The organism is Streptomyces sp. NPDC054840 (assembly GCF_053611065.1).
The window spans coordinates 1-12,195 of record NZ_JBSGZP010000169.1; the positions used below are offsets into that span (position 1 = coordinate 1).

Genomic DNA, 12,195 nt, shown 5'->3' on the forward strand with positions numbered 1-12,195 from the left:
GCGTTGCTGCCGCCCTCGGGGACCACGTACGCGCCGCCCGCGCCGGCCGAGTCCAGCAGCCGGGCCAGCTCCTGCGGGTCGGCCTTGCGGCGGTACTGCGACCGGGAGACGAAGTGCAGCCGCATCCCGTCGGCGGCGCACCGGGCGAGGGAGTCGTTCAGGGGCCGCCCGGCGAGCTCGTCCCCGCGGACGATGCCGACCGTCGCCAGCCGGAGCAGCCGCCCGGCGGCGGCGGTGGCTCGCAGGTGGTTCGAGTAGGCCCCGCCGAAGGTGACCAGCTGCTCGTGACCACCGTTCAGGGCGGCGCGAAGATTCGGCGCGAGCTTGCGCCACTTGTTGCCGGGAGGGTACAGGTCCACTGGTCCAAGTAGGTCCGTGTCCCACGGGATGGTGGTGTGGATCAGGTCGTCCCGCTTCAGCCGCAAGCGGACGCCGTACCGCTCGAACCTGTCGTCACGGATCTCCTGCAACGGGGACGGCGGGCGTGGCTGCAAGAGCACGTCAACGTTCGCGGGGCGATTCACCCGTCCATTGTGGGGCGCACTTGCCCGTGCCGTCGCAACGAGCGGTTAAGGGCTGTCATGCGCTGCCCGGCGGAGGGATGGACCTGGGCGACTCGCTGCCCGGCACGGCCGTCCGTGAGGTCAAGGAGGAGACCGGGCTCGACGTGGAGATCACGGGACTGGTCGGTACGTACACGGACCCCCGGCACATCATCGAGTACAGCGATGGCGAGATCAGGCGACAGTTCAACGTCTGCTTCACGGCCCGCATCAGCGGCGGAGAGCTGTTCCTCTCGGACGAGAGCACGGAACTGCGGTTCGTGGCGCCGGCGGATCTCGACGTACTGCCCATGCACCACACTCAACGCCTTCGCCTCCAACACTTCTTGGAGCGCCGCCCCGCGCCGTACCTGGGCTGACCACGCACCTGGCCGCGCCAGGGCACGCGCGGGCGCGCGGCCCGGCACCGAGAGGTCCTTCACGTGCAGGGGCCATCGGTGATGATGGGTCGTCATATACGTTGGGGGTGGGGGATCCATGGGCAGCAGCAGTGATGCGATTCCGTTCGGCGTGGTGGGGCTGTTCGTCATCGTCCTGGCCTACTTCATTCCGACCGCTGTCGCGTTCGGGCGAGGGGTGCCGAACAAGGGCTCCGTACTGGTGGTCAACCTGTTCCTGGGCTGGTCCGTCGTGGGATGGGTGATCGCGCTCGCCATGGCCGCGCGCAGCAGGTAGCGGCGCTCCGTCGTCGTCCCCGGCGCGGTGCCGGGGAGGACGGCCCGGGGAGGGCGGCCGGGGGGCGACGGCCCGGGGAGGACGGCCCGGAGCCGCCGACCGGGGCCGGCTACTTCAGGCGCTCGCCGATGCGGGCGCGCATGGCGTCCATCGTGAAGCCCCTGGGGTCGACCTTGCCCGGCTGCCACTCGCGGTGGCCGATCACCGAGCGGGCCGTCCAGCGGTGGACCCGGCAGACGGCCGCCGAAGCGCGGGCGATGGCGTCGAGCTGGACCGCCGGCCAGGGGTCTTCGCCGTCGCCGAGGTTCTCGCACTCGAAGCCGTAGAAGTGGCGGTTGCCGTCGGTGTCCGTCTCGTTGTCCGGCGGCAGCCGCTTCTCGGCGATCACCGCTGCCAGGACGTCGGAGTCGCCTGCCCCCGCGTGGTTGGCGCGGCCGTACCCCACGAGGTGGACACGCCCGTCCTTGGCGATCACGCCGTGGCAGAGCGGGCCGGGCAGGGCGCTGTGGCCCTCCCGGCAGAGCTCGACGGTGTACGGGGTGCCGCGGGTGACGGTGTGGTGGATCATCACGCCGTGCACCGGCCCCCAGGGGCCCTTGTGGTTGCGGTTGTGGGTGCGCCAGGCGCCGACCTCGACCACGGTCAGGCCCTCGTTACGCAGTGCTTTGATGAAACGGTCCGCGGACATGGGTGCGGCCATGGCCGCCTCCTTCGTTGCGGGCGCGACGGACACCCTGTGTGTCCGTATCGTCACCCTCCGGTTTAGCGGAGGCGGTCCTTCCACGGCTAGTGCGTTCGTACGGTGAGCGAGCCGATCCGGCCACGATCAGGCCGATGCGAGCCACATGTCCGGGCCGAAGACCTCGTAGTGGATGTCGGCGGCCGGCAGTCCCTTGGCGATCAGCTGTTCACGCACGGACCTCATGAAGGGGAGCGGCCCGCACAGGTAGGCCCGGGTGCCCGGGGCGAGGGGGACGGTCGAGAGGTCCATGCGGCCCTCGCCGTCGCCCGGCTCCGCCGCCTCCTCGTACCAGAACCGGGCCGAGGCGTCGGCCAGTTTGTGGGTCAGCGCCTGGTGGTCGCCCCGCAGCGGGTGGTCGGCGGGGGAGCGGTCGGCGTGCAGCACGGTCACCGGGGCGGTGTGCCCGGTGTCGGCCAGGTGCTCCAGCATCGAGAGCATCGGGGTGCAGCCGATGCCGGCCGAGGCGAGCAGCACCGGGGCGGCCGGGTCCGCCAGGACCAGGTCGCCGTACGGGGCCGAGACCCGCAGGGTGTCACCGGTCCGGACCCGGGCGTGCAGGTGGTTGGAGACCTCGCCGTCGGGGCCCGCGGCGGCCGCCCCGTGAACCCGCTTGACGGTGATCGCGCGCACCGGGGAGCCGGGGGAGGTGATGAGGCTGTACTGGCGGATCTGGCGGGCGCCGTCCGGGAGTTCGACCTGGACCGAGACGTACTGGCCGGCCCGGTGGGCGGGCGCGGGGGCACCGTCCGCGGGGGCGATCCGGAAGGTGGCGCAGTCTGCGGTCTCCTCCACGCGGCCGGTGACGGTCCACTCGCGCCACACGTCACCGGCGACCACCCGCTGCTCGGCGTAGAGCCGTTCCTCCAGGGTGATCAGGGCGTTCGCCATCAGCCAGTAGACCTCGTCCCAGGCCCCGGCGACCTCGGCGGTGACGGCCTCACCGAGGACCTCGGCGATCGCCGCGAAGAGGTGCTCGTGGACGACCGCGTACTGCTCGGGGGTGACGCCGAGGCTGGCGTGCTTGTGGGCGATGCGGCCGAGCATCACGTCGGGGCGGGTGTCAGGGTGGGCGAGGAGGTGGGTCGCGAAGGCGGCGATGGAGCCCGCGAGGGCCTGCTGCTGGAGGCCGGACCGCTGGTTGCCCCGGTTGAAGAGATCGCGGATCAGTGCCGGGTGGGCCGCGAAGAGCTTGGTGTAGAAGAGCTCGGCTATGTCGCCGATCGCCGCCCCCACGGCGGGCAGGGTGGCTCGTACGGTCGCGCTCGACTTCTCGGACAGCATGTGGAACTCCTCGATGTGATGGACGTGACTGCTTGAATTTGCATCTAAGATGCGTATTTTTGATCGCAGAGGACCGCCGGGGGCGGACTTCTGTTCGGGCTCCCGCCGGGGTCGGCCCAGGCGGGTCGGTGGTGGGTGAGGGGCGGCGGTAACCGGCCATCCGGGCCGAGAGGTCAGGGGCCCCCGGACCCGGCCGGCGCCCTGCTCGAAATGCCCAGCAGGAGAGGTCCTGTCGGGGATGCCACCAGGTCGTTCACCGTGAGCGGGTCCAGTGCTGCGAAGAAGGCCTCCTGGGCCCGGCGCAGGGCGCCGCGCAGTACGCAGGCGCCGCGCAGCGGGCAGGGGGTGGTCCCGTCGCAGTCCACGACGTCGCCCTCGCCCTCCAGCTCGCGCACCACCGCGCCGACCGGCGCGGCGCGCCCGGCGGCGGTCAGGGCGAGCCCGCCGCCCCGGCCGCGCCGGGCCTCGACCAGGCCGAGATGCTGCAGCCTGGCGACCACTTTGGCGGTGTGCGTGTAGGGGACCTCCATGGTCGCCGCCACCTCACGGGTGGTCGGGAGGTCCGTTTCCTCCACGGCCAGGCGCATCAGGACGCGCAGTGCCAGGTCGGTGAATCGGGTCAGCCGCATGGGGTCACCGTAGAGAAACTTGCATGTCGGATGCAAATTACCCCCTCGCGAGTCCCCTCCGTGGCCGAAACGGATGGGGTGAATGGGGCTGACGTGGCTCATGGGGGAGGTGGGCGACCCCAAAGGGTGCCCTGGACCCGGACGGAGTAGTCCCACCCTTTTGTGTAATGGTCCCACCACGTTCCGTAGTGAAAAGCTGCACCCGCAGATCCATGGAGTGATCGAAAGGGAAAGACATGTCGGTCCAGGCAGGTTCCGAGCCCGAGGCCCAGACGCCGCAGCGCAGTCTTGGGACGACGGCCGCACGGAACTTGGCAACCACGACCAAGTCCGCGCCGCAGATGCAGGAGATCACCTCACGGTGGCTCCTGAAGATGCTGCCGTGGGTGTCGGTGCAGGGTGGCACGTACCGGGTCAACCGCAGGCTGAGCTACTCGGTCGGCAACGGCGTCGTGGAGTTCGTCAAGACCGGCACCCAGGTCCAGGTGATCCCGGCCGAGCTCGGCGAGCTCCCGCTGCTGCGCGACTACGAGGACCTCGATGTCCTCGGTGAACTCGCCCAGCGGTGCCGGCAGATCGACTTCGAGGCCGGCCACGAGCTGACCTCCTTCGGCAGCCCCGCCGACCAGGTCTTCCTGCTCGCCCACGGCCGTATCGAGCAGATCGGGCCCGGCCCCTACGGTGAGGACGCCGTCCTGGGGACCGTCGCCGACGGCGCGTACTTCGGCGACGACTCCCTCGTCGATGAAGAATCGATTTGGGAGTACACCGCCCGAGCGGCCACCTCCGGCACCGTGCTCGTCCTGTCCCGCCAGGACTTCCAGCTCCTCGCGGACCGCGTCGAGTCGCTGCGCGAGCATGTGGAGGACGTACGGACCCGGCCCGACCGGGAGACCAACAAATACGGCGAGGCCGCGATCGAGCTCTCCGCGGGCCACCGGGGTGAGGCCGTCCTCCCCGGCACCTTCGTGGATTACGAGGCCCGGCCGCGCGAGTACGAACTCTCCATCGCGCAAACGGTCCTGCGGGTGCACAGCCGCGTCGCCGACCTCTACAACCACCCGATGAACCAGACCGAGCAGCAGTTGCGGCTCACGGTCGAGGCGCTGCGCGAGCGCCAGGAGCACGAGATGCTCAACAACCGCGACTTCGGCCTGCTCCACAACGCCGACTACGACCAGCGCATCCAGCCGCACGACGGCGCGCCCAGCCCCGACGACATGGACCAGCTGCTCAGCATGCGGCGCGGCTCCAAGCTGTTCCTGGCGCACCCCAAGGCGATCGCCGCCTTCGGCCGCGAGTGCAACAAGCGCGGGATCTATCCGGAGTCGGTGGACATCGGCGGCAACCGGGTGCCGTCCTGGCGTGGGGTGCCGATCTTCCCGAGCAACAAGATCCCGATCAGCGACGCCCGCACCACGTCCATCCTGTGCATGCGCACCGGCGAGGACGAGCAGGGCGTGATCGGCCTGCACCAGCCGGGCATCCCGGACGAGATCGAGCCGAGCCTGTCGGTCCGCTTCATGGGCATCAGCGAACAGGCGATCATCTCCTACCTGGTCACCGCCTACTTCTCCGCCGCGGTGCTGGTGCCGGACGCGCTCGGCGTGCTGGAGAACGTCGAGATCGGCCGCTGGCGCTGACCGCCGTGAACGCCATCGCGACCGGTGAGGGCCAGGACGCCGCGGCCCTGCTGGAACGGACGAGAGAAGCGGTCGACCCGCAGCTGCGCCGCACGGTCGAGAGCCTGCCGGGCTCGATGCGGCGCGTGGCGATGTACCACTTCGGCTGGGAGCACGAGGACGGCAGCCCTGCCGCCGGCGGGGCCGGGAAGGCCATCCGGCCGGCCCTGGTACTGGCGGCCGCTCAGGCCCTGCGCGGCTGCGGGGCCGGCCCGGTGGAAGAGGCCGTACGGGCGGCGGCGGCGGTGGAGCTGGCGCACAACTTCACGCTGCTGCACGACGACATCATCGACAAGGACGTCCGGCGGCGCGGCCGGCCCACGGCCTGGACCGTCTTCGGGACGCCGGACGCCATCATCACGGGAGACGCGATGATGGCGCTCGCGCTGCGGCTGCTCGCGGAGGATCCGCACCCGGCCGCCGCGGCGGCCTCGGCCCGGCTCGCGGCCTGCGTCATCGAGCTGTGCGCGGGTCAGCAGGCGGACTGCGCCTTCGAGCGGCGTCCGCAGGTCTCGCTGGACGAGTGCCTGGCCATGGCCACGGCCAAGACCGGGGCCCTACTGGGCTGCGCGTGCGCGCTGGGCGCCCTCTACGCGGGGGCCGGCCCGGACGAGGTCGACGCCATGGACGCCTTCGGGAGGGAGGCCGGGCTGGCCTTCCAGCTGATCGACGACCTGATCGGCATCTGGGGGGATCCGGGGCACACCGGCAAGCCCGCCGGTGCCGACCTGATCGCCCGCAAGAAGTCCCTCCCGGTCGTGGCCGCCCTCACCTCGGGCACCGCGGCGGGGAAGGAGCTGGCCGAGCTGTACGCCGGCCCCATGGCCGGGGACGACGTAGCCCGGGCGGCCGAGGCGGTGGACCGGGCCGGCGGGCGCGACTGGGCGCAGGCGCAGGCCGCGGACCGGATGGGGCGGGCGGTGCAGCAGCTGTCCCGGGCCGTTCCGGACCTCGGGGCGGCGGGCGGGCTGCTGGCGCTCGCGGAGTTCGTGACGCGCCGTACGAGGTGAGCGTGCGGGGGAGCCAGTAGATCCCGGGTGCCCGAGGGAGGCGAAGGGGCGCGAGGGGGCGAGGGACGGAGGAAGCGAGGAAGCGAGGGGGCGAGGGGGCGAGGCCTGTTCCGGTACCGCACGGTGCCGGAACGGGCCTTACCGTATGTCCGCGCCAACTCTAGGATCACTCACGGTCGTTGACATGTGAGTGAAGGGTGTGACCAGTGGCGCTGGAGATACGTCAGGCGGATCAGTCGGACCGGGACGCGGTGGCGCGGCTGCTCGACGAGGCCTTCCGCACCGACCCGGTGAGCAGCTGGGTCTTCCCGGACCCGGAGCACCGGGCCGCGGTGCACGGGAGGTTCCTGGGCGTCTTCGTGGACGTGGCGCTGGAGGAGGGCCGGATCGACTACGCCGTGGACGGCTCGGCGGCCGCCCTGTGGCTGCGGATCCCGGCGGGCGTTCCCGAGGGTGAGGACGAGGTGCCGGCGAGGATGCGGGCCGTGGCGGACCCGGACAACGAGCGGTGCGAGCTGGTCGGGCGCCTCACGGGCGCGGTGCACCCGACGGCCGAGGAGCACGAGTATCTGCTGATGATCGCGGTCGCCCCGGGCCGGCAGGGGCAGGGGCTCGGCAGCGAGCTGATCGCGCCGGTGCTGGAGCGCTGCGACCGCGAGGGCGTGCCGGCGTACCTGGAGGCGAGCAGCGAGCGCAGCAAGGGGCTGTACGAGCGGCTCGGCTGGGAGCTCACGGGAGAGGCGGTCCGGCTTCCGGACGGGCCGCTGATGTGGCCGATGTGGCGCAAGCCGCGCGGCTGAAGGCCGCGGTCCGGACTCCGGGAAGACGCGCCCTTGCGTCACCACTGCAGGCGAAGTACTTTAGGCGGCGTGCCCCGGTGTGGTGGCGCTGTCCAGTGAAAGAGAATCGCTTGCGCAAGCTCACGTACCTCATCGCCACTTCGATCGACGGGTTCATGGCGGACCCGGACGGGGACGGCGACTTCTTCAACGACTACCTGGACCCCGAGTACCTCGGACACCTCACGACCGAGTACCCCGAGACCCTTCCGACCCACGCCCACGAGATGCTGGGTGTCGACATCTCGACGGCCCGGCACTTCGACGCGGTCGTCATGGGGCGCGGCACCTACGATCCGGGTCTCAAGATGGGCGTCACCAGCCCGTACGCCCACCTGAAGCAGTACGTGGTCTCGCGCTCGATCGCGGTCACGCTCGACCCGGCGGTCGAGCTGATCAGCGGGGACGTGGCGGCCCGGGTGCGGGAACTGAAGGCTCAGGACGGGCTCGGCATCTACCTCTGCGGAGGCGCGGACCTGGCCGCCCAGCTGGTCGAAGAGATCGACGAGTTCGTGATCAAGACCTACCCGGTCCTCACCGGGAGCGGGATTCCCCTCACGCGGGCCGGCTTCGCCCGGCGCGACCTGGAGCTGACCGGGGTCAAGGCCTTCGGCGGCGGACAGGTCGTGACCACCTACGCGCGCAAGCGCTGATCCGTCGAACGCGGAGAAACCGGCATACCGTGGAGGTATGGCCGGTGAACAGCAGCACCACGCGCACGAGACGGTGGCCCCGCAGGCCGGGCACGAACAGCAGACGTGCCCGGCGTGCGGGCGCCGCGTCGACACAGTGATCAGGCGGCGCAAGTCCCTCGGGATCTTCATTCCGGTGTGGGGTCGGGGTCCCTGCCGGAACCCCGACTGCCCTGCCTACTCGGAGCCCGGGGAACGGTGACTCAGCCCTTGGTGGCGAGGTCCTTCGCGCCCAGGCCCGAGGCGAAGCCGTTGGCCCAGAGCTGGTTGACGCGCGACCGCTCGGCGGAGTTCGGCGTGGCGTTCGTGCACGAGGTGCCCGGGCCGCCACCCGACATCAGCTCGCTGCACGGGCCCGAGTAGTGGTCCGGCAGACCCAGCACGTGGCCGGTCTCGTGCGCCGTCACCCGGGTGGAGTTGTACTGCTGGTTCTGCCGGTAGTCCAGGAAGATGTAACCCCGGCCGTGCCCGTCCGTGCTCGCGTACGAGCCGCGTGAGTCGTTCCCCTCGCGGTACGAGAAGTTCCCGCCCGAGGACACCTCCTGCAGCTTGACGTTGGACACCGAGCTGTTCCAGATCTGCGTGGAACGGGCTATCTGGGTCCGGAAGCTGGGGGCGTTACGGGTGTTGTACGTGACGGTCACGGCCAGGATGCCGGGATTGGCGGCGCGCTGCTCGGCGACCGAGCGCTGCACGGCCTCGAAGAAGGCGGAGTTGGCGGCCTCGTTCTCCGGCGAACGCTCGTACGCGGCGTAGCTCACGGCGTTGCCGACGGGGGCGGGCGCGGCGGTGGCGGTGGGGACGACACCAAGGGTGGCGGCGAGGCCGAGGCCGACGGTCGTGGCCAGCATGGCCTTACGGGAGTGGCGCATGTGGGGGAGCTCCTACTCGTCCGGTGCGGTGGGGGGTCTTTCGAACCGGAGTCTGCGGGAGCACAAGTGCCCGGCGGATGATGTCACTCCCCGATAGCGCGGACCTATCGGGAAGATTTCGACAGCCCAATCAGCGTGAGAATGGCGGGATTCGGGGGGCTATCGGTGGCTGGTGCGGTCCGCGGGAACCGGCCTACCCTCGGGTCATGGAGCTTGAGGTCAGGCATTTGCGCGCACTGTGCGCCATCGCCGATGCCGGAAGCCTGCACAAGGCCGCCCGGCAACTCGGCGTGAGCCAGCCCTCGCTGACGACCCAGCTGCGCCGCATCGAACGCGCCCTCGACGGCGAGCTGTTCCTGCGTGAGCGGACCGGCTGCCGGCCCACCCCCCTCGGCCGGACCGTACTGGGCCGGGCCCGCCCGCTGCTCGCCGAGATGGCCGCGCTGGTGGCAGAGGCCCGCGAACTGGCCCACGCCTCCCGGCTGCGCATCGGCTCCACGGCCAGCAGCGCGCTGCCGGGCTGGCTGCGGCGGATCCACGGGCGGCTTCCGGACACCGAGACCTCCCTCGTGGTGGACGTCTCCGCCAACGCGCTGCTCCGGATGGTCGCCGCGGGACAGCTCGACGTGGCGTTCGTGCACGAGGTGGAGGGCAGCCCGCTACGGGTGCCGCCGGGGCTGCAGGTGCGCGTACTCATGGAACGGGAACCGCAGTTCGTGTCGATGTCCAGGGATCATCCTGCCGCCGGGCAGGCGGTGGTCTCCTTACGGGACCTGGCCGCCGACCGCTGGATGGTCGACCCCTCGGTCGACGGCGAGTGGGACGGCCTGCGCCGGGTCTTCGCCGGGGCCGGACTCGACCCGCCGGTGCTGCACGCCGACTACCACACGGCGGCCTCGCTGATCATCTCCGGCGAGGCGGTCGCCCCGTGCCAGCCGACCTCGGGACCGCGCGAGGACATGGCGATCCGGCCGCTCTGCGGGGACCCGCTCGCCGTGCGCCTGCTGCTGGCCACCAGGCCGGGCGCGCACGCGGAGGTCTACGGGGACCTGCGCGCCGCCTATCGTGAGGCCGCCCTGCGGACGCCCCCCTACCGGGCCTGGCTGCACCACCACGCGAGCCCGCTGCTGGAGGCGGCGTAGCCTCGCGCCCCCAGCCCTGGCGCGCACGCTCGGCGCGTCCTCGCCGGTCGTCGACGCTCCGCGGTGGATGTGACCCAGGGGATGTGACCCAGGTCACGGGAACTCCACCCCGGGTGCCGGACAGCCGACAGGAGTGACGACAGAGATGCGAACCCGGGTGCGTTCCGGGGATCCGGACGCCTATGCGGAGCTGTTCGACAGCTACGCCCGCACCCTCTACAACCATGCCTTCCGGATGACCGGGGACTGGGCTGCCGCGGAGGACGTCATGTCGGCCGCCTTCCTGGAGGCGTGGCGGCTGCGCGGCACGGTCGACCCCGTGGGCGGCTCGCTGCGGCCCTGGCTCCTGGGCATCGCGACCAACCTCGCCCGCAACCACTGCCGCAGCAACCGGCGCTATCGGGCCGCTGCCGCCGCCACTGCGGCGGCCGGCGTGGCATCCGTGCCCGACCACGCCGAGGAGGTGGCCGGCCGACTCGACGACCGGCGGCAGATCGCGGCCACGCTCGGGCAGCTGAGTGCGCTGCGCGGACCCGAGCGCGAGGTCCTCCTGCTGTGCCTGGGTGAGGGCCTGGAGTACGCCGAAGCCGCCCGGGTCCTCGGCATCCCGGTCGGAACCGTCCGCTCCCGGCTGTCCCGGGCCCGTACGAAGCTACGCAAACTCGCCGACGCGGAACTGAAGAAGAAAAAGCGGGAACTCGCGGCTCGGCCCCGACAGACATATGACGACCGCGCGAACGCGGTCCGGTCCGCACAGGAAGGAACCCGATGAACGCCGACCTCTCCCGCCCCCGCCCCGCAGGCCAGGAGGAGAACTGCCCCCTGCCGCCGTTCGCCGAACGGGACCTGCCCGAGGGCCGCCACCGGTTCCACAAGGAGCGCCTGATGGCCCAGATCCACGAAGACCTCCGCGCCACCGACGTCGCCAGCTCTGCCACCGTCCGTGCCGGCGGCTCACGCAACCCGTTCCTGCGCCGGGCGTTCTTCGTGCCCGCCGCGGCCTTCGCCCTGGCCGGCGCGCTCGCCGTCGGCTTCTTCTCCTATGTGGACCGGGGCGCCGCGGACGGACCCGGCTCCACGGTGGCCACGGGCCCGGCGCTGACCACCCGGATCGGCGCCGCCGACCCCAAGGGGGCGCCGCAGCTCCTGGACCGCATCTCCCTGGCCTCCTCCTCTTCCTCCTCCCCCGCCGGCTCCGGCCCGGCGGTGCGCGCGGACCAGTTCGTCTACATCGGGAGCAAGACGGCCAACACCTACGTGAAGACCGTCGGCGACAAGAGGACCGTGGTCAGCGAGCAGCTGCACATGCGCCACCAGTGGAACTCCCCGGACGGCACCGAGGGCTGGCTGATCGAGCCCGGCAACACCGGCGCGGAGGGCGCGACCCTCGCGGGGCCCGACGAGCAGGGCAACACTCCGACGCCCTCCCTCAACGCGCCCACCTACAACTACCTCGCCGGGCTCCCCACCGACCCCGATGCGCTGCTGAAGCGGATCTACCTGGAGACCCAGGGCCTCGGCAACGGCCCCGACCAGGAGGCGTTCACCACGATCGGCGACCTGCTGCGCGGCAGCTATCCGCCGGCCGAGCTCACGGCCGCGCTGTACAAGGCCGCGGCGAAGATCCCCGGTGTGGTCATGGTGGACGACGCGGTCGACGCCGCGGGCCGTAGCGGGGTTGCGGTGGCCCGGCTCGACGAGCACTCCGGTCAGCGGGAGGAGTGGATCTTCGACCGCCAGACCCTCACGTTCCTCGGTGAGCGCCGCGTCCAGGTGCAGGGAGAGTCCGGCGAGCAGGGCCTGATCAAGCCCGGCACGGTCGTGTTCACCAGCGCGGTCATGAACCGGACGATCGTCGACCGGATCAAGGAGCTGCCGACCACGGCCCGCTGACCGTCCACCCGCCGCCCGGGCCCGGCACATCCTGGGTCCGGCGCCGCGACCGGGCCCGGTCGTACGCCAGGGCTGCGGTCCCCTGCGCCAGCAGGGCCGCGCCCGCCGTCGCCCAGCCCGGGCTGCGGCGGTGGGCCGCCCAGGCCAGCAGGGGCGCTCCCGCCGCCACTTGGGC

The 12,195-nt window shown here is 71.6% G+C and carries 12 protein-coding genes and 3 pseudogenes; 9 read left to right on the forward strand and 6 right to left on the reverse strand.

Features of this window, described 5'->3' with window-relative positions:
* Nucleotides 1-524: pseudogene (locus tag ACWGIU_RS14960) on the reverse strand (1-aminocyclopropane-1-carboxylate deaminase); the annotation flags it as partial.
* A 59-nt stretch (nucleotides 525-583) separates the two neighbouring features.
* Between ACWGIU_RS14960 and ACWGIU_RS14965 the strand changes: the two are divergent.
* Nucleotides 584-922, forward strand: a pseudogene (locus tag ACWGIU_RS14965) (NUDIX hydrolase); the annotation flags it as partial.
* A gap of 118 nt (nucleotides 923-1,040) precedes the next feature.
* Nucleotides 1,041-1,238, forward strand: a complete 198-nt coding sequence (locus ACWGIU_RS14970) for a superinfection immunity protein (RefSeq protein WP_453705866.1) — start codon at nucleotides 1,041-1,043, stop codon at nucleotides 1,236-1,238.
* A 109-nt stretch (nucleotides 1,239-1,347) separates the two neighbouring features.
* Here the strand turns inward: ACWGIU_RS14970 and ACWGIU_RS14975 are convergent, their stop codons facing one another.
* From ACWGIU_RS14975 to ACWGIU_RS14985, 3 genes are all read right to left on the reverse strand, one after another.
* Nucleotides 1,348-1,938, reverse strand: coding sequence for an N-acetylmuramoyl-L-alanine amidase (locus ACWGIU_RS14975; protein ID WP_453705868.1), 591 nt, complete (start codon nucleotides 1,936-1,938; stop codon nucleotides 1,348-1,350).
* A gap of 126 nt (nucleotides 1,939-2,064) precedes the next feature.
* The gene (locus tag ACWGIU_RS14980) at nucleotides 2,065-3,261 is read right to left on the reverse strand and encodes a globin domain-containing protein (RefSeq protein ID WP_453705870.1); all 1,197 of its coding nucleotides are present in this window, start codon (nucleotides 3,259-3,261) and stop codon (nucleotides 2,065-2,067) included.
* Nucleotides 3,262-3,434: 173 nt separating this feature from the next.
* On the reverse strand, nucleotides 3,435-3,890 hold the full coding sequence (locus ACWGIU_RS14985; protein ID WP_453705872.1) for an RrF2 family transcriptional regulator: 456 nt from the start codon (nucleotides 3,888-3,890) through the stop codon (nucleotides 3,435-3,437).
* Nucleotides 3,891-4,126: 236 nt separating this feature from the next.
* Here ACWGIU_RS14985 and ACWGIU_RS14990 point away from each other — a divergent pair, with 236 nt between their 5' ends.
* From ACWGIU_RS14990 to ACWGIU_RS15005, 4 genes are all read left to right on the forward strand, one after another.
* On the forward strand, nucleotides 4,127-5,533 hold the full coding sequence (locus ACWGIU_RS14990; protein WP_453705874.1) for a family 2B encapsulin nanocompartment shell protein: 1,407 nt from the start codon (nucleotides 4,127-4,129) through the stop codon (nucleotides 5,531-5,533).
* Complete coding sequence (locus ACWGIU_RS14995) at nucleotides 5,524-6,582, forward strand: family 2 encapsulin nanocompartment cargo protein polyprenyl transferase (protein WP_453705887.1); 1,059 nt, start codon at nucleotides 5,524-5,526, stop codon at nucleotides 6,580-6,582. Before ACWGIU_RS14990 ends, ACWGIU_RS14995 begins: the two co-directional genes overlap by 10 nt.
* A 206-nt stretch (nucleotides 6,583-6,788) precedes the next feature.
* Nucleotides 6,789-7,382 (forward strand): GNAT family N-acetyltransferase, encoded by a 594-nt coding sequence (locus ACWGIU_RS15000; RefSeq protein ID WP_453705876.1) that lies wholly within the window; start codon nucleotides 6,789-6,791, stop codon nucleotides 7,380-7,382.
* Between the two features lie 110 nt (nucleotides 7,383-7,492).
* The gene (locus tag ACWGIU_RS15005) at nucleotides 7,493-8,074 is read left to right on the forward strand and encodes a dihydrofolate reductase family protein (RefSeq protein WP_453705877.1); all 582 of its coding nucleotides are present in this window, start codon (nucleotides 7,493-7,495) and stop codon (nucleotides 8,072-8,074) included.
* A gap of 242 nt (nucleotides 8,075-8,316) precedes the next feature.
* On the opposite strand, the gene snpA is transcribed toward ACWGIU_RS15005, so the two are convergent.
* Entirely contained in the window at nucleotides 8,317-8,985 is a 669-nt protein-coding gene (snpA, locus tag ACWGIU_RS15010; protein ID WP_453705879.1) for a snapalysin, read from the reverse strand.
* 206 nt (nucleotides 8,986-9,191) lie between these two features.
* Here snpA and ACWGIU_RS15015 point away from each other — a divergent pair, with 206 nt between their 5' ends.
* From ACWGIU_RS15015 to ACWGIU_RS15025, 3 genes are all read left to right on the forward strand, one after another.
* Complete coding sequence (locus tag ACWGIU_RS15015) at nucleotides 9,192-10,127, forward strand: LysR family transcriptional regulator (RefSeq protein ID WP_453705881.1); 936 nt, start codon at nucleotides 9,192-9,194, stop codon at nucleotides 10,125-10,127.
* Between the two features lie 145 nt (nucleotides 10,128-10,272).
* Nucleotides 10,273-10,899, forward strand: a complete 627-nt coding sequence (locus tag ACWGIU_RS15020) for an RNA polymerase sigma factor (RefSeq protein ID WP_453705883.1) — start codon at nucleotides 10,273-10,275, stop codon at nucleotides 10,897-10,899.
* Nucleotides 10,896-12,020, forward strand: a complete 1,125-nt coding sequence (locus tag ACWGIU_RS15025) for a CU044_5270 family protein (RefSeq protein ID WP_453705885.1) — start codon at nucleotides 10,896-10,898, stop codon at nucleotides 12,018-12,020. The genes ACWGIU_RS15020 and ACWGIU_RS15025 overlap by 4 nt, the downstream gene beginning before the upstream one ends.
* Here ACWGIU_RS15025 and ACWGIU_RS15030 read toward each other — a convergent pair.
* Nucleotides 11,992-12,195: pseudogene (locus ACWGIU_RS15030) on the reverse strand (hypothetical protein); the annotation flags it as partial. The gene ACWGIU_RS15025 and the pseudogene ACWGIU_RS15030 overlap by 29 nt on opposite strands.

Bases quoted from the DNA above. Each gene is read 5' to 3' on its own strand.
- snpA (WP_453705879.1), bottom strand. From the start codon at position 8,985: ATGCGCCACTCCCGTAAGGCCATGCTGGCCACGACCGTCGGCCTCGGC.
- ACWGIU_RS14975 (WP_453705868.1), bottom strand. From the start codon at position 1,938: ATGGCCGCACCCATGTCCGCGGACCGTTTCATCAAAGCACTGCGTAAC.
- ACWGIU_RS14990 (WP_453705874.1), top strand. From the start codon at position 4,127: ATGTCGGTCCAGGCAGGTTCCGAGCCCGAGGCCCAGACGCCGCAGCGC.
- ACWGIU_RS15025 (WP_453705885.1), top strand. From the start codon at position 10,896: ATGAACGCCGACCTCTCCCGCCCCCGCCCCGCAGGCCAGGAGGAGAAC.
- ACWGIU_RS14980 (WP_453705870.1), bottom strand. From the start codon at position 3,261: ATGCTGTCCGAGAAGTCGAGCGCGACCGTACGAGCCACCCTGCCCGCC.
- ACWGIU_RS14985 (WP_453705872.1), bottom strand. From the start codon at position 3,890: ATGCGGCTGACCCGATTCACCGACCTGGCACTGCGCGTCCTGATGCGC.
- ACWGIU_RS14970 (WP_453705866.1), top strand. From the start codon at position 1,041: ATGGGCAGCAGCAGTGATGCGATTCCGTTCGGCGTGGTGGGGCTGTTC.
- ACWGIU_RS15015 (WP_453705881.1), top strand. From the start codon at position 9,192: ATGGAGCTTGAGGTCAGGCATTTGCGCGCACTGTGCGCCATCGCCGAT.
- ACWGIU_RS15020 (WP_453705883.1), top strand. From the start codon at position 10,273: ATGCGAACCCGGGTGCGTTCCGGGGATCCGGACGCCTATGCGGAGCTG.